This window comes from Streptomyces sp. Qhu_M48, from assembly GCF_051305195.1.
Taxonomy (GTDB): Bacteria; Actinomycetota; Actinomycetes; order Streptomycetales; family Streptomycetaceae; genus Streptomyces.
Genome location: NZ_CP195432.1, coordinates 1,050,282 through 1,071,712, shown reverse-complemented (window position 1 = coordinate 1,071,712; position 21,431 = coordinate 1,050,282). Strand labels below are relative to the sequence as shown.

The following is a 21,431-nucleotide window of genomic DNA, read 5'->3' as shown; positions in this document are numbered from 1 at the left end:
CGTGCCCGGACACGCGAAAGGCCCGGCTCAACCCGTCGTCAGCGCCCTCACGGGGGCGTCGGCGACGGAGTCGATCCGGGCCATCACGTCCTCGGCTCCGTACGGCTGGAGGTACGGCAGCCAGCGGGGGTCCCGGTGTCCGGTCCCGATGATCCGCCAGGCCAGGCCGGTCGGCGGGGCCGGTTGGTGGCGCAGCCTCCAACCGATCTCGCGCAGGTGCCGGTCGGCCTTGACGTGGTTGCAGCGGCGGCAGGCCGCCACCACGTTCTCCCAGGCGTGCGTGCCCCCGCGGCTGCGCGGGATGACGTGGTCGACGCTGGTCGCGACACCCCCGCAGTACATGCAGCGCCCGCCGTCGCGGGCGAAGAGGGCTCTGCGGGTCAAGGGAACGGGCCCCCGGTAGGGGACCCGCACGAAGCGCTTCAGCCGCACCACGCTGGGCGCGGGGACGACTTGGGTCTCGCTGTGCAGGAAGGCGCCGGATTCCTCGAGGCAGAGAGCCTTGTTCTCCAGGACGAGGACGAGTGCGCGGCGGAGCGGTACGACGCCGAGCGGCTCGTACGACGCGTTGAGGACCAGGACATGCGGCACGGATGCCTCCTATGACGCCGGCGGCGCGTGGCTCGCGCCGGGACGAACTGCTCTCAGTCTCTCCTCATGCCTGGTCGGAACGCCACCACGTACCGGGATCGGGGTGAACGGCCCGGCGTGTTCTCGACCACATCGGCATGTCTTCCTTCTGTCTGCCCGGGTGAGGTCCGTCTCTCCCTCGAACAGGACGACGAGACCACGCCCCAGGCCCCGTTACTGTGGATGGCCTGCGTACGCGAAGCCTGGAGGTTGTCCCTTGTCCTGGTCCGCTCTTGCGGCTGCCACCGAACCCGAGCCCCTTCCGGCGACCCTGGACGAGGCCGCGGACAAGGCGACGAGCGCGGCGAGCTGGGTGGAGGAGAACTGGTCCACCTGGCTGAACACGGGACTGCGCATCCTGCTGATCCTGGTCGTCGCGCTGCTCCTCCGGATGGCCGTCCGCCGCGCCCTGACGAAGCTGATCGAGCGGATGAACCGTTCGGCGCAGGCGGTGGAGGGGACGGCCCTCGGCGGTCTCCTCGTCAACACCGAGCGTCGGCGGCAGCGCTCGGAGGCGATCGGCTCCGTGCTGCGGTCTGTCGCGTCCTTCCTGATCCTGGGCACGGCCGGACTGATGGTCCTGGGCGCCTTCAAGATCGACCTGGCACCGCTGCTCGCCTCGGCCGGTGTGGCCGGTGTGGCGATCGGTTTCGGTGCCCGGAACCTGGTGACGGACTTCCTGTCCGGCGTCTTCATGATCATGGAGGACCAGTACGGCGTGGGTGACTCGGTCGACGCGGGCGTGGCCTCCGGCGAGGTCGTGGAGGTCGGCCTGCGGGTGACCAAGCTGCGGGGCGAGGACGGCGAGATCTGGTACGTGCGCAACGGCGAGATCAAGCGGATCGGAAACCTCAGCCAGGGCTGGGCGACGGCCGCCGTGGACGTGACGGTCCGGCCCACGGAGGACCTGGAGCGGGTGCGGTCGGTGATCACCGAGGCCGCCGAGTCCATGGCGAAGGACGAGCCGTGGAACGAGCGCCTGTGGGGCCCGGTGGAGGTCCTCGGCCTGGTCGAGGTGCTGATGGACTCGATGACCGTCCGGGTCTCGGCGAAGACGATGCCGGGGAAGGCGCTGGGCGTGGAGCGCGAGCTGCGCTGGCGGATCAAGCGGGGCCTGGACGAGGCCGGTATCCGGATCGTGGGCGGGGTCCCGGCGCCGGCCGAGGAGGCTGCCGCCGACCCGACGGCGGGCATGGCGGCCCCGTCGGCCTTCTCCTCGGCGACCTCGCCGCAGTCGGCGGCGGCGACCCCGCTGCCGAGGCCGGACCTCTCGAAGTAGCCCTCTCCCCCGTTCGGCCCGACGCCCCCGCAGGTAACGCTTTGGTTGCCTTCGGGGGCGTCTCGCGTGCCCGGGTATTGACGCCCCCGTGACGGTCGCCTTATTTTCCTCCCACCGAATAGGAAACTTTCCTAACAGTGAAGTTGGGGAGACGGGCCGCCGGAAGGCAGCAGAATGGCCCGATCAGAAGCCGAAGGGCAGGTGCGACCTCATGGCCGGTACGACCCCGGTAACACCCGGCACGCCGCGCGTCCTGCGCGCCATGAACGACCGCGCCGCCCTGGACCTGCTCCTGGAACACGGCCCCCTCTCGCGGACCCGGATCGGCAAGCTCACCGGCCTGTCCAAGCCGACCGCCTCCCAGCTGCTCGCCCGCCTCGAAGCGGCCGGTCTCGTCGTCGCCACCGGTACCACCGAAGGCCGGCCCGGGCCGAACGCCCAGCTCTACGCGGTGAACGCGCGGGCCGCGTACGCCGCCGGGCTCGACGTCACCCCGGTCCGCATCCGCGCCGCCGTCGCCGACATCACGGGCGAGATCGTCGGCGAGTACGAGCTCCGCACCCCCGGCCGCGCCGCGTCCGGCGTCGTCCGCCAGGTCACCGACGCCCTCGACGGGGCCGTCAAGGCCGCCGGGATCACCCGCGAGGACGTCCGGCGCCTGGTCATCGGCACCCCCGGCGCCTTCGACCCGGCCACCGGGCGCCTGCGGTACGCCTCCCACCTGCCCGGCTGGCACTCCCCCACCCTCCTGGAGGAGCTGGCCGCCGTCCTGCCCCCGTTCGAGTACGAGAACGACGTCAACCTCGTCGCCGTCGCCGAGCAGCGCGTCGGCGCCGCCCGCGGCCACACGGACTTCGCCCTCCTGTGGAACGAGGCGGGCCTGGGTGCCGCCCTCGTCCTCGGCGGGCGGCTGCACCGCGGCTTCACCGGCGGCGCCGGTGAGGTCGGCTTCCTGCCCGTGCCCGGCACCCCGCTCGTACGGCAGGTCGCCAAGGCCAACTCCGGCGGCTTCCAGGAGCTCGCGGGCGTCCAGTCCCTCCCCCGGATCGCCCGCGCCGCCGGGATCGACACCCCCGACCAGCCCTACGTGGAGGTCGCCGCCCGGCTGCTCGCCCACGCCGTCGAGGCACACACCGAGGACCCCCGGTACGCGGAGCTGCTCGACCGGTACGCCGAGCGCCTCGCCACCGGACTCGCCTCGATCGTCGCGGTCCTCGACCCCGAACTGGTCGTGCTCTCGGGCCCCGCCCTGCTCGCGGGCGGCGAACCCCTCCGCGCCCGCGTCCAGTCCGAACTCGCCGACCTCGCCGCCTCCCGGCCACGGCTCGTCCTCGCCGCGGTGTCCCGGCACCCCGTGCTGCGCGGCGCACTCGAGAGCGCCCTCGCCACCACGCGCGACGAGGTCTTCGACACCTCGCGCTGACCCACCGACCGACTCACCGCCCCATCGCTCCAACCCTTTCCCCCGTAAGCCCTCCGCCACAGGGAGACACCGTCATGCCCGTACGTCCGCGCAGAGCGGCCGCCGCACTGGCCGCCACCGCCTCGATCGCCCTCTTCGCCTCCGCCTGTACGGGCTCCGCGGACAACGCGGCCTCCGACGACCCCAAGGCACGGACGACCATCACCTTCTGGCACGGCTGGGTGGCCCCCGCCGAGGTCAAGGCCATCGAGGCCGGCGTCGCCCGCTTCGAGAAGGCCCACCCGAACATCAAGGTGAAGGTCGTCGGCAACATCAACGACGACAAGCTGGGCCAGGCGCTGCGCGCGGGCGGGTCGAACGGCCCGGACGTCGTCTCCTCCTTCACGACGGCCAACGTCGGCAAGTTCTGCGCCTCGGGCTCGCTCGCCGACCTCAAGCCCTTCATCGAGAAGGACAAGCTGGACCTGGACAAGATCTTCCCGAAGGTCCTCCAGTCGTACACGCAGTTCGAGGGCAAGCGCTGCTCCCTCCCGCTGCTCTCCGACGCGTACGGCCTCTACTACAACAAGGACGCGTTCAAGGCGGCCGGCCTCGACCCCGAGGCCCCGCCGAAGACCTGGTCCCAGTTCACCGAGGTCGCCAAGGCGCTCACCAAGGCCAAGGGCGACTCCTACGAGCGGGTCGGCTTCATGCCGAACTACCTCGGCTACGAGACCGTCGTCTCGCACTACATGTCGCAGTGGAAGCACGACGGGTACTTCGGCGCGGACGGCACGTCGGCCGTCGCGAAGGACCCGGCGTTCGCCGAGATGATGACGTACCAGAAGTCCCTGGTGGACGCCCTGGGCGGCTTCCAGAAGCTCGACAAGTACCGCAGCACCTTCGGTGACGAGTGGGGCGCCAAGCACCCCTTCCACACCGGCCAGGTCGCCATGCAGCTGGACGGCGAGTGGCGGCTGAACTTCGTCAAGAACGCCGGGGTGACGTTCGACGTCGGCGTCGCGCCGCTGCCGGTCGCCGACGACGAGATCGCCGAGTACGGCAAGGGCTACCTCTCCGGCACGATCATGGGCATCGCCCCGCAGAGCAAGAAGCAGAACGCCGCCTGGGAGCTGGTCAAGTACATGACCACGGACACCGAGGCCGTGGTGGGCTTCGCCAACGACATCGGCAACGTTCCCTCCACCCTGGAGGCGCTGAAGTCCCCGAACCTGAAGTTCGACGCGCGCTTCAAGACCTTCCTGGACATCGCCCGGCACCCCGCCTCCACCACCTCGGACGGCGCGGTCAACGGCTCGGCCTACCAGGACACCCTCCAGAAGTTCGCCCAGCGGTACGAGAAGGGCCAGGTCACCGACCTGAAGAAGGGCCTCGCGGACACCGCGGCCCAGATCGACCGCGACATCGCCGCGGCGAAGTGACGGCCGGGACCCACCCATGAGCACGGACACCCTGCCCGCGAAGGAGGCGGCCGCCCCGGCCGCCCCCTCCCCCGGAGGACGCAACACGCTGCGGCACAAACGCCGGCGCAACGCGCTCCGCACCCTGGCGTTCATGTCGCCCTGGCTGATCGGATTCGGCGTCTTCTTCGCCTATCCGCTCGTCTCCACGCTGTACTTCTCGTTCATGCGGTACGACGGCCTCAACCCGCCGACCTGGCGGGGCATGGACAACTGGTCGTACGTCTTCTCCGACCTGCCCCAGTTCTGGCCCGCCCTGCGGAACACCCTCTGGCTGGCCGTCGTGATGGTCTCCTGCCGGGTCGTCTTCGGCCTCGGCGTCGGGATGCTGATCACCAAGATCAAGACGGGCGCCGGAGTCTTCCGCACCCTCTTCTACCTGCCGTACCTGGCCCCGCCGGTGGCGGCCACGCTCGCCTTCGTCTTCCTGCTCAACCCCGGCACCGGACCGGTCAACTCGCTCCTGGAGGCGGTCGGCATCCCCGCCCCCTCCTGGTTCAACGACGCGGACTGGGCCAAGCCGGCCCTGACGGTCCTCGCCGTGTGGGGCGTCGGCGACCTCATGGTCATCTTCATGGCCGCCCTGCTCGACGTACCGAAGGAGCAGTACGAGGCCGCCGAGCTGGACGGCGCGTCCCCCTGGCAGCGGTTCCGCTACATCACGCTGCCGAACATCTCGCCGATCGTGCTCTTCGCGGTCGTCACCGGGATCATCGGCGCGATGCAGTACTACACGCAGCCGATCGTGGCCTCCAAGCTCGCCTCGGGCGTGATGGGCGGCTCCGGCGTCACCTTCGTCCCCGGCCATCCGGACGACTCCACGCTGACCCTGCCGCAGCTCGTCTACAGCCTCGGCTTCAGCCAGTTCAACTACGGCGCGGCCTGTGTGGTGGCGCTGGTGCTCTTCGCCTTCTCCATGGCCTTCACCGCGCTCCTGATGCGGCGGCGCGGCGGCCTGATCGGCTCGGGTGACTGAACCATGACGACCGCAACGCTCCCCGACCGCGCCGGGACGGCGAGCCCCGCCCTGAAGCAGGCCCGCCGCAAGGCGCTGCTCCACTGGATCGCCGTGCACTCGCTCGGCGTCGCCGCCGCCCTGTTCTTCGTCCTCCCGTTCGTCTTCGTCCTCCTCACCTCCCTGATGAGCGACGACCAGGCGCTCACCCGGGACCTGACGCCGAACTCCTGGCACTGGGACAACTACGTCAAGGTCTTCCAGGCCGAGGGCTTCCTCACCTGGTGGCGGAACTCCCTGCTGTACGCGGGCCTCGGCACCGTCCTCGTCGTGGTGTCCTCGATACCCGTGGCGTACGCGCTCGCCAAGTTCCGCTTCCGCGGCCGGCACCTGTCGCTGCTGCTCGTCATCTCGATGATGATGCTGCCGCCGCAGGTCGTCATCATCCCGATGTACCTGTTCTGGGCCAAGCAGATGGACCTCTCCGGCACCCTGTGGCCGCTGATCATCCCGATGGTCTTCGGTGACGCGTTCGCCATCTTCCTGCTGCGCCAGTTCCTGCTGACCATCCCGAACGAGTACGTCGAGGCCGCCCGGATCGACGGGTGCGGCGAGTTCCGCACCCTGATCCGGATCGTGCTCCCGATGGCGAGGCCCGGCATCGCCGCCGTCGCCCTGTTCCAGTTCTTCTACTGCTGGAACGACTACTTCGGGCCGCAGATCTACGCCTCCGAGAACCCGGGCGCCTGGACGCTCAGTTACGGCCTGGAGTCCTTCAAGGGCGCGCACCACACCGACTGGAACCTGACCATGGCCGCGACCGTCCTGGTCATGGCCCCTGTGATCCTCGTCTTCTTCTTCGCCCAGAAGGCGTTCGTCGAGGGAGTCACACTGACCGGAGTGAAGGGCTGACTCACACCATGAAGCTCACTGTCGTGGGGGGCGGTTCCACCTACACCCCCGAACTGATCGACGGCTTCGCGCGCCTGCGCGACACCCTGCCCATCACCGAACTCGTCCTCGTCGACCCGGCCGCCGACCGGCTCGAACTGGTCGGCGGGCTCGCCCGGCGCATCTTCGCCAAGCAGGACCACGCGGGGAGGATCGCCACCACCACCGACCTCGACGCCGGGGTCGAGGGCGCCGACGCCGTCCTGCTGCAGCTGCGGGTCGGCGGGCAGGCCGCCCGGCAGCAGGACGAGACCTGGCCGCTGGAGTGCGGCTGCGTCGGCCAGGAGACCACCGGCGCCGGCGGTCTCGCCAAGGCGCTCCGCACGGTCCCGGTGGTCCTGGACATCGCCGAGCGGGTCCGGCGCACCAACCCGGACGCCTGGATCATCGACTTCACCAACCCCGTCGGCATCGTCACGCGCGCACTGCTCCAGGCCGGGCACAAGGCCGTCGGACTGTGCAACGTGGCCATCGGCTTCCAGCGGAAGTTCGCGGCGCTCCTCGGCGTCGCCCCGTCCGAGGTCCACCTGGACCACGTCGGGCTCAACCACCTGACCTGGGAGCGGGCGGTACGCCTCGGGGGCCCCGAGGGCGAGAACGTGCTGCCCCGGCTGCTCGCCGAGCACGGCGACGCGGTCGCCGACGACCTGCGGCTGCCGCGCCCGGTCCTGGACCGGCTCGGTGTCGTCCCCTCGTACTACCTGCGGTACTTCTACGCACACGACGAGGTGGTGCGGGAGCTCGGCACGAAGCCCTCGCGGGCCGCCGAGGTCGCCGCGATGGAGAAGGAACTCCTCGACCTGTACGGGGACCCGGCGCTCGACGAGAAGCCGGCCCTGCTCGCCAAGCGCGGCGGCGCCTTCTACTCGGAGGCGGCCGTGGACCTGGCCGCGTCCCTGCTGGGCGGAGGCGGTTCGCCGTACCAGGTGGTGAACACCTACAACAACGGCACGCTGCCGTTCCTGCCGGACGACGCCGTCATCGAGACGCAGGCCGCGGTCGGCGCCCACGGTGCCGCGCCGCTGCCGGTCGCCCCGGTGGACCCGCTGTACGCCGGTCTCATCGCGAACGTCACGGCCTACGAGGACCTGGCCCTCGAAGCGGCGCTGCGCGGCGGCCGGGACCGGGTGTTCAAGGCCCTGCTCGCGCACCCGCTGGTGGGGCAGTACGCGTACGCCGACGGGCTCACCGACCGGCTGATCGCGCACAACCGGGAGCACCTGGCGTGGGCGTGAACCTGAACGGCGCCCTCCTCGCGGTCGACGCGGGGAACAGCAAGACCGACGTCGCGGTCCTCTCCCGGGACGGCGCCGTCCTGGGGGCGGCGCGCGGCGGCGGGTTCCAGCCGCCGGTGGTGGGCGTGTCGACGGCCGTCGACACGCTGGCGCAGATCGTCGGGCGGGCGTGGGCGGAGGCCGGCGGCGCCGGTCTCTCCCCCGCGTTCGCCCATGTCGCGGCCTGTCTCGCCAACGCCGACCTGCCCGTCGAGGAGACCGCGCTCCAGGCCGAGATCCTCGACAGGGGCTGGAGCCGGTCGGTGCGGGTGCACAACGACACCTTCGCGATCCTGCGGGCCGGGCTCGACGAGCCGCGCGGTGTCGCGGTGGTGTGCGGGGCGGGGATCAACTGCGTCGGCATGACCCCGGACGGGCGGACCGCCCGGTTCCCCGCGATCGGGAAGCTCTCCGGCGACTGGGGCGGCGGCAGCGGCATGGCCGAGGAGGCGCTCTGGTTCGCGGCGCGCGCCGAGGACGGGCGCGGCGAGCCGTCCGAGCTGGCGCGCGCGCTGCCCGCGCACTTCGGTCTGGAGTCGATGTACGCGCTGATCGAGGCGCTGCACCTGGGTCGGGTGCCCGTCGAGCGCCGGCACGAGCTGACGCCCGTGCTCTTCCGGGTGAGCGCGGAGGGCGACCCGGTGGCGCTCTCGCTGGTGCGCCGGCTCGCCGAGGAGGTCGTCGCCCTGTCGGCGGTCGCCCTGGGGCGGCTCGGCCTCCTGGAGGAGGAGGCTCCGGTGATGCTGGGCGGCAGCGTGCTCGCCGCGCGCCACCCGCAGTTGGAGGAGCGGATCCGTGAACTCCTCGCCGAGCGGGCGCCGAAGGCCGTCATCGGCTTCGTGACGGCACCGCCCGTGCTCGGGGCGGGGCTGCTCGCCCTGGACGAGGTGGCGGCGGGACCGGAGGCGGCGGCCCGGCTGCGGGAGCGCTACGGGGCCTGAGGTGCGGGGTGATTGGCGGGGCGTCTCTTCGGCGGGAAGAGGCGCCCCGCGACCATGTTCACCTGTTCGAGCGATGTCCGGGACGGAACCGATCACGGCCCGGCGACGTATTCAGAGTGAGGGGATTCGCCTGCGGATGTGCCGGGGGCATACGGCACGATAGGAACAAGATCCAGTCAATCCCGGTGTGCGGACGGCCCCCTGCGGCCATACTGCAGGCCGGACCGGCCGAAGTCGGCGACCGAGGGGGAGGTCACGTGACACACCCGCCGAACGCACCTGCCGCCCCGGCGGCGCGGAGCACGGCGCACGCGCCGGCGCGCCCGGCCGGCGTGCCCGCGCAGCCGTCGCCCGCGCCCGGCGCCGCCCCGCCCGCGGGACGGGGCGCCTGGGCCGTGGGGCGGGAGCGGCTGCGGGTCGCCACGACGACCGAGCCCGGCCGGCTCCAGATCCTCGGGGCCGTCCTCGCGCTGCTCGTCGTCGCGTTCGGCGCCGTCACCGCCCTCCAGGTCGACGACCGGGCCGGCGCCGCCGACGACGTCGTCAGCCGCAGCCAGCCGCTCTCCGCCGACGCCGCCGCGATCTACCGCTCCCTGGCCGACGCGGACACCACCGCCGCCAGCGGCTTCCTCGCGGGCACGCTGGAGCCCGCGGAGTCCCGCGCGCGGTACGACCGGGACATCGCCACCGCCGCCCGGCTCCTCGTCAAGGCCGCCGCCGGCACCGACGGTTCGGGCGAGTCGGCCCGCGAGATCGCCACCCTGAACGAACAGCTCCCCCGCTACACGGGCCTGGTCGAGCGCGCCCGGGCCGCCAACCGGCAGGGCCTGCCGCTGGGCGGGGCCTATCTGCGGTACGCCAACCAGCAGATGACCAGCACCCTGCTCCCCGCGGCCGAGCGGCTCTACGCGGCGGAGACGGTCCGGCTCCGGGAGGACGACGAGTCGGCCCGCACCTGGCCCTTCCTCTCCCTCGGTCTGGGCCTGCTCGCCCTCGCCGCCCTCGTCTGGGCCCAGCGCCGCAACTACGCGAGGACGCACCGGGTCTTCAACCACGGGCTGCTCGCCGCCACCGCCGCCACCGTCGTCGTCGTGCTCTGGCTCCTCGCCGCGCACACCGTCGCGCGCACCGGCCTGGAGAGCGCGCGGGTGGACGGACAGGAGTCCCTCCAGGTCCTCAACGTCGCCCGGATCAGCTCGCTCACGGCCCGCGCCAACGAGAACCTGACCCTGGTCGCCCGGGGCGCCGTCCTCACCGAGGACGGGAAGAACGACAGGTACGAGGCGGAGTACGCGGCGAGCATGGGCGCCCTGACGGACGCGCTGGCCACGGCCCGGGAACGGTCCGACGACGACGCGGGCCGCACCCCGGTCGACGAGGCCGCCTCCCGTACGGGCGAGTGGCAGAAGCGCCACAAGGACGCTCGCGCGAAGGACGACGCCGGCGACTTCGAGGGCGCCCTCGGCCGGATCGTCGGCCCCGAGGAGACGACGGGGCAGTCCTTCGACCAGGTCGACGCGGCCCTGGAGCGGGCCCTCGCCCATGAGCAGGCCGAGTTCACCCGTGCCGCCGGGGACGCCAGGGACGCGCTGACGGCGCTGCCCCTGGGCGCCGCCGCCCTCGCGGTCCTGGGCGCGGCGGGCGCCGTGCTCGGCATCAACCGCAGACTGTCGGAGTACCGGTGAGAGGGGGCGGGATGCCGAGCGGCACGTACCCGCTGGTGCGGCGGACGGCGCGGCGGTTCCGGGGCTGGGGCGGGGTGGCCGCCATGGCGGTGGCCTGCGGGCTCACCGCCTCGCTCACGCTGCTTCCGCTGGCGCACGACGGCGGAGCCGTGGCGGCCTCGCCCGGGACGCACGGTCCCGGACCCGGCGTCGGCACCGGGGTCCAGATCAAGGCGGACACCTGTGAGCGGCCGGAGGCCTCCCTCACCCCCTCTTCGGCGGACGGCCCGTCGATCCGGGCCGTCAAGGACCGCGGGAAGCTGGTCGTCGGCGTCGACCAGTCCAGCTACCGCTGGGGCTACCGGAACCCGGAGACACGCGCCCTGGAGGGCTTCGACATCGATCTGGCGCGGGCGATAGCCAAGTCGATCCTGGGCAGCGAGGACGCCGTCATCTTCCGGGCGATCCCCACCAACCAGCGGATCGCCGCCCTCGACAGCGGCAAGGTCGACCTCGTCGTGCGCACGATGACGATCAACTGCAAGCGGATCCAGCAGGTCGCCTTCTCCACCGCCTACTTCCAGGCCGGCCAGCAGGTCCTGGCACCCAAGCTCGCCCAGGACATCACCGGCTACGACTCCTCGCTGCGCGGCAAGCGGGTCTGCACCGCCGAGGGCTCCACGGCCTACGAGGCCCTGGAGGAGAACTCCTTCGGCGCGCTGTTCAAGGACGAGCGCGACGGCACCAAGGACGACAAGGACCTGCTGACCGTCCCCAACCAGCTGGACTGCCTGGCCAGGCTCCAGATGGGCGAGGTCGACGCGGTCGTCACCGACAACGCCCTGGCGGCCGGCCAGGCCGCCCAGGACCCGGCGGTCGAGCTCAAGGGACGTCCGTTCACCACCGAGTTCTACGGAGTGGCCGCCAAGCTCGGCAACGACGACCTGATCCGCCGGGTCAACCAGGTCCTCGTGGCGTACCGGAACGGGCCCTGGCAGGCCGCGTACAGACACTGGCTCCAGGCGGACCTGCCCGGGATATCCGGGCCGCCCGCCCCCCTGTACAAGTGACCCGGCCGGGGACCCCGGCACGCAACCCCTGTACGCGCGGTGGAAGAGGTGATCGATGGGCGTCACGGGACCTCCTGGGCCGGTGATGGACCGGGACGAGGTGGACCGTGCGCTGGCGCGGCTCGGCGCGGAGCACAAGGCGGTCGAGGACTCGCTCCTCGCGCTCCAGGACCACGCGGGACGCAGACTGCTCGAAGGGGCCGAGCTGACCGGCACGACCCGGGACCGCTGGGTGGCGACCGAGCGGACCATCACCCTGCTCTGGACCTGCTTCGACGTGTACACCGGCGCCCTGCGGGACGCCCGTGAGGTGCGCGCCCGGCGGCGCTGGCCCGGCCGTGACGAGCTCCTGGAGCTGACCGACCGGCTGCGCGGCGAGAGCGTGCTCGTCGCGGGCGGCGCGGGCGAACAGGGGCTGCTCTCGGAGCGGTTCACCCTGGAGGGCCTCGTCCGCCGGATGAACGAGCTGTACGCGGCCTCCCTCGACGTGGTGGTCACCGCCGACGCCGTCTGGTCGGCGCTGCCCGCCCGGATAGACCTGCTCGCCGCCGAACTGGGCCGGACGCGCTCGCTCGCGCACTCGGTCGGGGTACGGCCCGGGGAGCACCCGGCCGGGGACGACCTGGAGGACATCACCGCCGAGCTGACCGCGCTGCGCTCCCAGGTGGTGACCGATCCGCTGGCGTTCTGGCGTCCGGCCGCGGGGAGTTCGGCGCCCGGCGGGGGCCGCCCCGACACCGGGCGGTACGACCGGGCGGCGCTCGCCCTGGAGGACGTACGGCGCGAGATCGAGGCGGTGCTCGCGGTCCGGCAGGACTCCGAGGACCGGCTGCTGCGGCTGCGGGACGTGCTCTCGCGGGCGGACCGTACGCTCGCGGAGGCGCGGTCCGCACGCGGGGAGGTCCTCGCGAAGATCGCCGCCTCCGAGGTGCCGGCCGTCAGCGGGCCGCCGATCGTGCTCCAGGAGCGGCTCGCGGCCGCCGCCGAGTACCGCAGGCACGCCCAGTGGCACCGTCTCTCCCCGCTCCTGGAGTCCCTGGAGCGGGAGGCGGAGGACGAGCTGACGCGGGCCCGGGAGTCGCTGACCGCGGTCACGGCACCGCTCGCGGTCCGGGCCGAGCTGCGGGGCCGGCTCGACGCGTACAAGGCGAAGGTGGCCCGGCTGGGCGCGGCGGAGGACCCGCTGCTCGTGGAGCGGTACGACGCGGCCCGCCGGATGCTGTGGAGCGCGCCCTGCGATCTGCGGGTCGCGGAACAGGCCGTACTGCGCTACCAGCAGGCGGCGGCGGACGTACTGTCCGGCCCGAGGGACGCGGGAGGACGACAGTGGTGAGCGGGGAACAGTGGTGAGCGGGGAGACGGGCGTGGGGAGCTGTCAGCGTCCTTCGTGCGAGGGGTCGTACGAGGACATGGGAGGCGGCGAGCTGTACTGCGACACCTGCGGGCTCGCCCCGGTGGTCGCGCCCGGCGGACTCATCGGCTCGACGCCGACCGGGATGGCCGTGCCCGGCCGGGGCACCGGCACGGGCGGGGTCGGGGGGACCGACTCGACGTCCTCGCGGAGCAGTTCGCGGGCGTCCTCGCGGGCCTCGTCGCGCTCCTCGACCTCCCGGCGTTCGGTCTCCGGGCGCCTCTCGCGTTCGCTCTCCGGGGCCGGCTCCTCCCGCTCGGTGTCGGTGCGCAGTTCGGGCACGTCGACCGGGCAGTCCGCCCGGAACCGGCTGGGCGCGGGCCTCGTGTCGATCCCGGAGGTGCCGCGCCCCGACCCTCGGGGCGCGGTGATGGCGAACCCCGAGGTTCCCGAGCGGAAGCGATTCTGCTCCCGCTCCGACTGCGGGGCGCCGGTGGGCCGTTCGCGCGGTGACCGGCCGGGCCGTACGGAGGGCTTCTGCACCACGTGCGGCCACCCGTACTCCTTCGTCCCGAAGCTGCGCGGCGGGGACATCGTCCACGGCCAGTACGAGGTGGCGGGCTGTCTCGCGCACGGCGGCCTCGGCTGGGTCTACCTCGCCGTCGACCGGGCCGTCTCCGACCGGTGGGTCGTCCTCAAGGGCCTGCTCGACACCGGCGACCAGGACGCCATGGCCGCCGCGATCTCCGAGCGCCGCTTCCTCGCCGAGATCGAGCACTCCAACATCGTCCGCATCTACAACTTCGTCGAGCACCTCGACCAGCGCACCGGCTCCCTGGACGGCTACATCGTCATGGAGTACGTCGGCGGCAAGTCGCTCAAGGAGATCGCCAACGACCGGCGCACCCCGGACGGCCGGCGCGATCCGCTGCCGGTCGAGCAGGCCTGCGCGTACGGGATCGAGGCCCTGGAGGCACTCGGGCACCTGCACAGCCGGAACCTGCTGTACTGCGACTTCAAGGTCGACAACGCCATCCAGTCCGAGGACCAGCTCAAGCTCATCGACATGGGCGCGGTCCGGCGGATGGACGACGACGAGTCCGCGATCTACGGCACGGTCGGCTACCAGGCGCCGGAGGTGGCCGAGGTCGGCCCCTCGGTGGCGAGCGACCTGTACACGGTGGCGCGCACGCTCGCCGTGATGACCTTCGACTTCCAGGGCTACACGAACGTCTTCGTGGACTCGCTGCCCGACCCGGACCACATCGCGGTCTTCCGGACCTACGAGTCGTACTACCGCTTCCTGGTCCGCGCCACCGACCCGGACCCGGCCCGCCGGTTCTCCTCCGCGCAGGAGATGGCGGAGCAGCTGACGGGTGTGCTGCGGGAGGTGGTGGCGCTCCAGTCGGGGCGTCCGCGCCCGGCGCTGTCGACCCTGTTCGGCACGGAGGTGCGGGTCACGGACACGACCCTGTTCGCCGAGCTGACGGAGGACGTGTCGCTGCTCGGGGCGCGGCGGGGCCGCAAGCAGCGGGCGCTGCCCGCTGCCGCCCCGGGCGGCGCTCCGGGCGTGGCGCTGCCCAGTGGTGCTCCCGGCGGTGCTCCCGGTGCCGTCGCCGGGACCGGGGTGCCCGCAGGGGCCCGGGGGCCGGGGCTCGGGGAGCTGCTCGCGCCGCTCGACCCGCCCGCCACCGCGCTCGCGCTGCCCGTGCCGCGCGTCGACGCGGGCGACCCCAACGCCGGTTTCCTCGCCGGTCTGGCCGCCGCCGCCCCCGGCGAACTGCTCGGCGCGCTCCAGGGCGCGCCCGCGCCCTCCGCCGAGCTGCGGCTGCGCACCCTGCGGGCCCAGCTGGAGCTGGGCGACCTGCCCTCCGCCGTACAGACCCTGGCCGGCCTGGAGGAGCGGGACCCGGACGACTGGCGGGTCGTCTGGTACCGGGGTCTCACCTCCCTGGTGACCGGCGACCACGAGCACGCGGCGCTCGCCTTCGACGCGGTGTACGACGCCTTTCCCGGCGAGCCGTCGCCGAAGCTGGCCCTCGGGATCTGTGCCGAGGTGCTCGGCCAGCTCGACAACGCCGCCGAGTACTACCGCCTGGTGTGGGCCACCGACCCCAGTTTCGTCAGCGCCGCCTTCGGGCTCGCCCGGGTGCGGCTCGCGGCGGGCGACCGCACCGGAGCCGTACAGGCCCTGGAGTCGGTACCGGAGGCCTCGATCCACTACACGGCGGCCCGGGTCGCGACCGTGCGGGCGCGGCTGCGGCGGCGCCCGGCGTGGGAGCCGCTCGGCGCCGACCTGACGGCGGCCGCCGCGCAGGTCTCCGCGCTCCAGGGCTTCGGTCTGGACGCGGTGCGCCGGGAGCAGTTGTCGACGGAGGTCCTCGGAGCGGCCCTCGACTGGGTACTCTCCGGGAGTCCCGGTGCGGAACCGGGCGGCGGCACGCTGCTGCTCGGAAGTGAACTGGACGAGCGCGGACTGCGCTTCGGCCTCGAACGCTCGTACCGGGTGCTGGCCCGGCTCGCCCAGCGGGGCGAGGAGAGGATCGAACTGGTGGAGCGGGCCAACCGCTTCCGCCCCCGGACGTGGGTGTGAGGATGTCCCAGAAGCCGAAGCCGTCACACGGCCTCATCGCCTGCCCGGACTGCGCGGAGCCCCTGGAGTCGGGTGACCGGTTCTGCGGGGCGTGCGGCCACGACCTGACGGCCGTGCCGGTCGCCGGGATCGAGCCGGACCGCCCGACCGTGGCCATCGGCTCGCCGGTGGCCTGGCCGGACGCCCCGCCCCGGGACCCCGGTTCGCTGTCGACCGCGACCCAGCACCCGGGCGACCTCCCGGGCACCGACTCCGGTGGCCGGGACCTGCCGACGATGCCGGTCCGCACGGACGGCCCGGTGCCGCCCGCCTCCGCCGGGGAGACCACGGCGGGCAGCGGGGACTTCGAACTGGCCGCGCCCGATCCGCGTACGGCGGTGCGGGCGAACCCGGCACCGCCGTTGCCGACCGCGCCGCCCGTACCGGCTGCCCCTCCCGTTCCGGTGGTCCCGCCCGCCCAGGCGAGCGCGGCGCCGGTCATCGCTCCGGCTCCGGCCCACGCCGCCCCGGCTCCGGCCGCCCCGGCCCACGCCGCTCCGACTCCGGCCGCCCCGGTCCACGCGACCGGCGCCGCCTCCGGCCTCTGTGTCGCCTGCCGGGCCGGGCGCGTGGACACCGACGGCTACTGCGAGAACTGCGGGCACGCGCAGCCCCGCGAGCGCGACCACATGGAGCGGGAGCTCGCCGGCGTGGCCGCCGTCAGCGACCGGGGACTGCGCCACCACCGCAACGAGGACGCCTTCGCGGTCTCCGCGACCACGCTCCCCGACGGCTCGGCCGCCACCGTCGCGATCGTCTGCGACGGCGTGTCCTCGGCGACCCGGCCCGACGAGGCCTCCGCCGCCGCCGCACAGGCGGCCGGCGCCTCCCTGCTCGCCGCGCTGCCCCGGGGCACCCACCCGCAGCAGGCGATGCACGAGGCGATCGTGGCCGCCGCCGAAGCCGTCAACTCCCTCGCGGAGGAACCCGCCGAGGAGGGGACGGAGCACGACCCGCACCGCCACCGCAACGCCCCGGCCTGCACCATCGTGGGTTCCGTCGTCACCGACGGACTGCTCGTGGTGGGCTGGATCGGCGACAGCCGCGTCTACTGGGTGCCGGACGACCGGGCCACCCCGGCCGCCCGCCTCACCGAGGACGACTCGTGGGCCGCACAGATGGTCGCGGCGGGCCTGATGAACGAGGCCGAGGCGTACGCGGACGAGCGGGCCCACGCGATCACCGGCTGGCTGGGCGCCGACGCCTACGAGCTGGAGCCGCACACGGCCGCGTTCAAGCCGGACCGTTCCGGCGTGGTGGTGGTCTGCACCGACGGCCTCTGGAACTACGCGGAGGGCGCCGACGACATGGCCAGGGTCGTCCCGGCCGACGCGGCCGACCGCCCGCTGCACAGCGCCCAGGTCCTCGTGGGCCACGCCCTGGACGGCGGAGGCCACGACAACATCACGGTCGCGCTCGTGCCGTTCGCCGTCACTCCCCCAGGGGCAGGATCCGCCTGAGCGGTCGCCGATCCCCTGTCCCCACACCGTTGTTGCCCGAGGAGCCCTGACAGATGGCGAAGTTCTCCAAGTCGACCGTGCCGCAGTTCTCGGTGGACGTCTACCAGAACGAGTTCCTGCCCGAGGGCGGCCGGGACGTCAGCGCGATCGTCACGGTCACCTCGACCGGGGGCGGCACCAGCGGGCAGCGGCTGTCCGCCCCGGCGGACGCCGGGGCGGCCGGTGTCGTGATCATGGTCGACTGCTCGGGCTCGATGGACTACCCCGCCACCAAGATGCGCGGTGCGCGGGAGGCGACCGCCGCCGCCGTCGACACCCTGCGCGACGGCACGGCCTTCGCCGTCGTCGCCGGTACGCACGTGGCGAAGGAGGTCTATCCGGGGAACGGCCGGCTCGCCGTCGCCGACGCCAGGACCCGGGCCGAGGCCAAGGAGTCGCTGCGCCGGCTGAGCGCGGGCGGCGGCACGGCGATCGGCACCTGGCTGCGCCTCGCGGACCGGCTGCTCTCCTCCGCCGACCTCACCATCCGGCACGGCATCCTGCTCACCGACGGCCGCAACGAGCACGAGTCGCCGGAGGAGCTGCGGGCCGCGCTCGACGCCTGCGCCGGCCGTTTCACCTGTGACGCGCGCGGGGTGGGCACCGACTGGGAGGTCAAGGAGGTCACCGGGATCGCCTCGGCGCTCCTCGGCACCGCCGACATCGTCGCCGACCCGGCCGCCCTCGCCGCCGACTTCACGACGATGATGGAGGAGGCGATGGGCAAGGGCGTGGCGGACGTCGTGCTGCGCCTGTGGACCCCGGTCGGGGTGGAGATCGCCTACGTGAAGCAGGTGGCGCCGACGGTCGAGGACCTGACCGGGCGCCGTACGGAGGCCGGGCCGCGCGCCGGGGACTACCCGACGGGCTCGTGGGGCGACGAGTCCCGCGACTACCACGTGAGCGTGCGAGTGCCGCGGGCCGCGGTCGGCCAGGAGATGCTCGCCGCCCGGGTCTCCCTGATCGCCCCGGACCCGGTGGACGGCACCCCGCGTCCGCTGTCCCAGGGACTGGTACGGGCGGTGTGGACGGACGACGTGGCGATGTCGACGTCGATCAACCCGCAGGTGGCGCACTACACGGGCCAGGCCGAGCTGGCGGACGTCATCCAGCAGGGTCTCGATGCCCGCAAATCGGGCGATCGTGACGGCGCGACGGCCAAACTGGGCCGTGCGGTGCAGCTCGCGGCGGCCTCCGGCAACGCGGATACGGCGAAACTGCTTTCGAAGGTGGTCGACGTTGTCGATGCGGCGACCGGTACTGTGCGTTTGAAGGCGAAGGTCGCGGAAGCGGACGAGATGACACTCGAGACCCGCTCCACCAAGACCGTTCGCGTCAAGAGGTAGCCCGGCCACCGGGCCGGACGACGAGAGGGGGAAGCACCGACATGCCGACCTGCCCGAACGGACACCAGTCGGTCTCCGACGACTGGTGCGAGGTCTGCGGCCATCGCATGGCCGGGGCGGGTGCGCCGACGGGTGCCGTACCGCCGCCTCCCCCGCCGCCGCCCGCCTACGGATACCCCGGCCCCGACAGCCCGGGTGGTTACGGCGGCCCCGAAGGCCCCGGTGGCTACAACAGCCCCAGTGGTCACGGTGCTCCGCCCGCTTCCGGTGGCTTCGGCCCCGGTGGCGACCCGAACGCGACGGCCCAGGCGGAGCTCTGCCCGCAGTGCCGTACGCCGCGTGAGCCCATGGCGCCGTTCTGCGAGGAGTGCCGCTGGAACTTCCTCACGAACACGGCGACCTCGTACACGCCGCTCGCCCCGCAGAACGTGCCGTCCCCGCAGCGGCAGCCCGGACCGCCGCCCGGCCTGAACCTGCCGCCCGGCTTCCAGTCCCCGTCGCAGCCGCCGCAGGGCCAGCAGCCCTCGCAGGGACAGCAGGCTCCCCAGGGACCGCCGCCGCAGGACCCGTTCGGCTACCAGGGATCACGGCCCTCGCAGGTGAACCGTCCCGCCGAGCCGCTGGGCAGCGACCCCACGCACCAACAGGCCCCGCCGCAGCGCCCGCCGGTGCAGCAGCCTCCCGCGCAGCAGCCGCAGCAGCCGCAGCAGCAGCCGGCGCCTCCGGCCTACTTCCAGGCCCCGTCCGCCCAGGCCCAGGCCCCGGCGCCGCCCGCGCCGCCACGGCCGCGCGCGGACGACGACTGGGTGCTCTCGCCGCCGTCGCAGCACCAGCCTCCGCAGCCCCCGCCGCACCAGGCGCCCCCTCAGCACCAGGCGCCTCCGCAGCCCCCGCAGCACCAGGCTCCCGGCCAGCACCAGGCGCCTCCGCAGCAGCACGCGCCGCAGCCGCCTCCGCCACCGTACGAGCAGCAGGGGCAGCACGGACAGCAGGGTCACCAGGGGCAGCACCAGGCCCCGCCGCCCCCGCAGCAGCACCAGGCGCCCCCGCAGCAGCAATTCCAGCCGCCTCGGCAGCAGCTGTCCTGGACCGCGGTGATCGGTCCGGACCGCGAGTACTTCATGGCGATGATGCAGCGCAGCGGCCCGGAGGCCACCGGCCTGAACCTGCCCGCGTACTCCCCGGACAAGCACCTGCCGCTCCAGGGCAACCAGATCTCCATCGGGCGCCGCCGGCACTCCACCGGCGAGTCCCCCGACGTCGACCTCTCGGTGCCGCCGGAGGACCCGGGCGTCTCGCACCAGCACGCCGTGCTCGTGCAGCAGCCGGACGGCTCGTGGGCGGTGGTGGACCAGAACTCCACCAACGGCACCACGGTCAACGGCGGCGAGGAGCCGATCCAGCCCTACGTCCCCGTCCAGCTCCAGGACGGCGACCGGGTGCACGTCGGCGCCTGGACGACGATCACGATCCGGCTCGGCTGACCCGCGTCCTCACGCCTCGGGCAGGGGCCAGGCGTACGGCCCTGCGGGGTCGTCCAGCCAGGCCCACTGCCGGTCGCCGCTGACCGTCACCCCGAAGCGCTCCCGCTCCGGCCGCCCCTCGCGCAGCCAGAGCGAGAGCGCTTCGCGTCTGTCCAGGACCTGGTCGGCCAGGCCCCACAGGAAGCGGAAGTGCTCGTCCCCGGCGGGTCCGTGGCGCGGGTCGCGGGCGGCGACGCCCCTCAGTGCCACGAAGTACGCCGAGGTGGCCAGGAACCGTCCCTCGGCGTGGGTGCGGTCGCGCACCCGCAGCAGGATCAGCCCGGTGGAGAGCGGGGCGAGCACCAGGGCGCCGGGCCCGCACTGGGCGAGCCAGGGGTACGGGACCGAGGGCACCGCGCACGTCGCCACGATCCGGTCGTAGGGCGCGCGCTCGGGGCAGCCGCGGGCCCCGTCCGCGGCGACCACCGCCGGCCGGTACCCGACCGCCGCGAGATGGGTCCGGGCTGACTCGGCGATCTCCTCGTCCAGGTCGACGGTGGTGACGTGCTCCGCGCCGAGCCGGTGGCAGAGCAGGGCCGCGTGGTAGCCGGTCCCGGCCCCGATCTCCAGGACGTCGTCCCCGTCGCGTACGTCCAGGGCGTGGAGCATCAGCGCCATCAGGGAGGGCTGGCTGGCGGAGGAGACCAGTTCCCCGTCCCGTACCCGGGTGGCGATCGCGGTGTCCGCGTACGCCCCGCGCAGCCAGCGGTCCCGCCGCCCGGGGTCGGGGTCGCCGGACCAGAGCCGCTCGTACCCGCCGGTCCCGGGGACGTAGTAGTAGGGGACGAAGCGGTGCCGGGGGACCTCGGCGAAGGCGGCCCGCCAGGCGGGATCGGTCAGCACACCCGCCGCCTCGACCTCCCGTACGAGCGCCCGTCGCGCCCGTGCGCCGGCCTCGGCGAACTCGTCCCGCCCGTCACCCATGTCTCCACTCTGCCGCCGCCCGGGGGCCCCGGCGAGCGGTCCTGGACCTCAAGTCCTAGGACGGGTCATCTGAGACGATGGAACGGTGAACGAGATTCCCGGGGAAACACCACAGGAGCAGACCTTCTACGAGCAGGTCGGCGGCGAGGAGACCTTCCGTCGCCTGGTCCGCCGCTTCTACGAGGGCGTCGCGGAGGACCCGCTGCTGCGCCCGATGTACCCCGAGGAGGACCTGGGCCCCGCCGAGGAGCGCTTCACGCTCTTCCTCATGCAGTACTGGGGAGGCCCCCGCACCTACAGCGACCACCGCGGTCACCCCCGGCTCCGGATGCGCCACGCCCCGTTCGCCGTGGACCGCGCCGCCCACGACGCCTGGCTCCGCCACATGCGGGTCGCCCTGGACGAGCTGGACCTGGCGCCCGAGCACGAGCACGAGCTGTGGCGCTACCTGACCTACGCGGCGGCCTCGATGGTGAACACGGCCGGCTGACCGCCGTCCGCTCCCCGTC

Annotated in this window: 18 protein-coding genes; 15 read left to right on the top strand and 3 right to left on the bottom strand. The window is 73.3% G+C overall.

The features are described from left to right. Positions 1–27: 27 nt before the first annotated feature. Entirely contained in the window at positions 28–591 is a 564-nt protein-coding gene (locus tag ACRRSS_RS05100; RefSeq protein WP_030325842.1) for an HNH endonuclease, read from the bottom strand. Between the two features lie 256 nt (positions 592–847). Here ACRRSS_RS05100 and ACRRSS_RS05095 point away from each other — a divergent pair, with 256 nt between their 5' ends. The 10 genes from ACRRSS_RS05095 (at position 848) to ACRRSS_RS05050 (ending at position 12,980) form a co-directional block, all read left to right on the top strand. Then, positions 848–1,909, top strand: a complete 1,062-nt coding sequence (locus ACRRSS_RS05095) for a mechanosensitive ion channel family protein (RefSeq protein WP_435970017.1) — start codon at positions 848–850, stop codon at positions 1,907–1,909. A gap of 211 nt (positions 1,910–2,120) precedes the next feature. Then, positions 2,121–3,332: an ROK family transcriptional regulator gene (locus ACRRSS_RS05090; RefSeq protein ID WP_435970016.1), complete on the top strand. Its 1,212-nt coding sequence runs from the start codon at positions 2,121–2,123 to the stop codon at positions 3,330–3,332. Between the two features lie 74 nt (positions 3,333–3,406). Beyond that, positions 3,407–4,753 (top strand): ABC transporter substrate-binding protein, encoded by a 1,347-nt coding sequence (locus ACRRSS_RS05085; RefSeq protein WP_435970015.1) that lies wholly within the window; start codon positions 3,407–3,409, stop codon positions 4,751–4,753. 16 nt (positions 4,754–4,769) lie between these two features. Beyond that, the gene (locus tag ACRRSS_RS05080) at positions 4,770–5,768 is read left to right on the top strand and encodes a carbohydrate ABC transporter permease (protein WP_435970014.1); all 999 of its coding nucleotides are present in this window, start codon (positions 4,770–4,772) and stop codon (positions 5,766–5,768) included. 3 nt (positions 5,769–5,771) lie between these two features. Beyond that, on the top strand, positions 5,772–6,659 hold the full coding sequence (locus ACRRSS_RS05075; protein WP_435970013.1) for a carbohydrate ABC transporter permease: 888 nt from the start codon (positions 5,772–5,774) through the stop codon (positions 6,657–6,659). Between the two features lie 8 nt (positions 6,660–6,667). Then, positions 6,668–7,933 (top strand): 6-phospho-beta-glucosidase, encoded by a 1,266-nt coding sequence (locus ACRRSS_RS05070; RefSeq protein WP_435970012.1) that lies wholly within the window; start codon positions 6,668–6,670, stop codon positions 7,931–7,933. After that, positions 7,930–8,913: an N-acetylglucosamine kinase gene (locus ACRRSS_RS05065; protein WP_435975254.1), complete on the top strand. Its 984-nt coding sequence runs from the start codon at positions 7,930–7,932 to the stop codon at positions 8,911–8,913. Before ACRRSS_RS05070 ends, ACRRSS_RS05065 begins: the two co-directional genes overlap by 4 nt. Before the next feature lie 257 nt (positions 8,914–9,170). Further along, entirely contained in the window at positions 9,171–10,598 is a 1,428-nt protein-coding gene (locus ACRRSS_RS05060; RefSeq protein ID WP_435970011.1) for a hypothetical protein, read from the top strand. 11 nt (positions 10,599–10,609) lie between these two features. Further along, a complete protein-coding gene (locus tag ACRRSS_RS05055; protein ID WP_435970010.1) occupies positions 10,610–11,647 on the top strand; it encodes a glutamate ABC transporter substrate-binding protein in 1,038 nt (345 codons plus the stop codon). A 55-nt stretch (positions 11,648–11,702) separates the two neighbouring features. Then, complete coding sequence (locus ACRRSS_RS05050; RefSeq protein WP_435970009.1) at positions 11,703–12,980, top strand: hypothetical protein; 1,278 nt, start codon at positions 11,703–11,705, stop codon at positions 12,978–12,980. 42 nt (positions 12,981–13,022) lie between these two features. Here ACRRSS_RS05050 and ACRRSS_RS05045 read toward each other — a convergent pair whose 3' ends face one another. Continuing rightward, on the bottom strand, positions 13,023–13,340 hold the full coding sequence (locus tag ACRRSS_RS05045; RefSeq protein WP_435970008.1) for a hypothetical protein: 318 nt from the start codon (positions 13,338–13,340) through the stop codon (positions 13,023–13,025). On the opposite strand from ACRRSS_RS05045, the gene ACRRSS_RS05040 reads away from it, so the two are divergent. The 4 genes from ACRRSS_RS05040 to ACRRSS_RS05025 all read left to right on the top strand — a co-directional run bounded on the left by ACRRSS_RS05040 (position 13,318) and on the right by ACRRSS_RS05025 (position 19,959). After that, a complete protein-coding gene (locus tag ACRRSS_RS05040; RefSeq protein ID WP_435970007.1) occupies positions 13,318–15,591 on the top strand; it encodes a tetratricopeptide repeat protein in 2,274 nt (757 codons plus the stop codon). The two genes, ACRRSS_RS05045 and ACRRSS_RS05040, sit on opposite strands and share 23 nt — an antisense overlap. Positions 15,592–15,593: 2 nt before the next feature. After that, on the top strand, positions 15,594–17,090 hold the full coding sequence (locus tag ACRRSS_RS05035; protein ID WP_435970006.1) for a PP2C family serine/threonine-protein phosphatase: 1,497 nt from the start codon (positions 15,594–15,596) through the stop codon (positions 17,088–17,090). Between the two features lie 53 nt (positions 17,091–17,143). Further along, positions 17,144–18,475, top strand: coding sequence for a vWA domain-containing protein (locus ACRRSS_RS05030; RefSeq protein ID WP_435970005.1), 1,332 nt, complete (start codon positions 17,144–17,146; stop codon positions 18,473–18,475). A 1,121-nt stretch (positions 18,476–19,596) separates the two neighbouring features. Further along, a complete protein-coding gene (locus ACRRSS_RS05025; RefSeq protein WP_435975253.1) occupies positions 19,597–19,959 on the top strand; it encodes an FHA domain-containing protein in 363 nt (120 codons plus the stop codon). 9 nt (positions 19,960–19,968) lie between these two features. Here the strand turns inward: ACRRSS_RS05025 and ACRRSS_RS05020 are convergent, their stop codons facing one another. Next, positions 19,969–20,922 carry a methyltransferase domain-containing protein gene (locus ACRRSS_RS05020; RefSeq protein WP_435970004.1) on the bottom strand — a complete coding sequence of 318 codons (954 nt, stop codon included), beginning with the start codon at positions 20,920–20,922 and terminating at the stop codon, positions 19,969–19,971. Positions 20,923–21,007: 85 nt separating this feature from the next. On the opposite strand from ACRRSS_RS05020, the gene ACRRSS_RS05015 reads away from it, so the two are divergent. Then, positions 21,008–21,412 (top strand): globin, encoded by a 405-nt coding sequence (locus tag ACRRSS_RS05015; protein ID WP_435970003.1) that lies wholly within the window; start codon positions 21,008–21,010, stop codon positions 21,410–21,412. The last annotated feature ends 19 nt before the right edge of the window (positions 21,413–21,431 follow it).

What these genes read in the sequence shown, in the direction of transcription:
- ACRRSS_RS05075 (WP_435970013.1), top strand. Translation starts at nt 5,772, where the DNA reads ATGACGACCGCAACGCTCCCCGACCGCGCCGGGACGGCGAGCCCCGCC.
- ACRRSS_RS05090 (WP_435970016.1), top strand. Translation starts at nt 2,121, where the DNA reads ATGGCCGGTACGACCCCGGTAACACCCGGCACGCCGCGCGTCCTGCGC.
- ACRRSS_RS05025 (WP_435975253.1), top strand. Translation starts at nt 19,597, where the DNA reads ATGGCGATGATGCAGCGCAGCGGCCCGGAGGCCACCGGCCTGAACCTG.
- ACRRSS_RS05080 (WP_435970014.1), top strand. Translation starts at nt 4,770, where the DNA reads ATGAGCACGGACACCCTGCCCGCGAAGGAGGCGGCCGCCCCGGCCGCC.
- ACRRSS_RS05030 (WP_435970005.1), top strand. Translation starts at nt 17,144, where the DNA reads ATGGCGAAGTTCTCCAAGTCGACCGTGCCGCAGTTCTCGGTGGACGTC.
- ACRRSS_RS05050 (WP_435970009.1), top strand. Translation starts at nt 11,703, where the DNA reads ATGGGCGTCACGGGACCTCCTGGGCCGGTGATGGACCGGGACGAGGTG.
- ACRRSS_RS05085 (WP_435970015.1), top strand. Translation starts at nt 3,407, where the DNA reads ATGCCCGTACGTCCGCGCAGAGCGGCCGCCGCACTGGCCGCCACCGCC.
- ACRRSS_RS05020 (WP_435970004.1), bottom strand. Translation starts at nt 20,922, where the DNA reads ATGGGTGACGGGCGGGACGAGTTCGCCGAGGCCGGCGCACGGGCGCGA.
- ACRRSS_RS05055 (WP_435970010.1), top strand. Translation starts at nt 10,610, where the DNA reads ATGCCGAGCGGCACGTACCCGCTGGTGCGGCGGACGGCGCGGCGGTTC.
- ACRRSS_RS05070 (WP_435970012.1), top strand. Translation starts at nt 6,668, where the DNA reads ATGAAGCTCACTGTCGTGGGGGGCGGTTCCACCTACACCCCCGAACTG.
- ACRRSS_RS05035 (WP_435970006.1), top strand. Translation starts at nt 15,594, where the DNA reads ATGTCCCAGAAGCCGAAGCCGTCACACGGCCTCATCGCCTGCCCGGAC.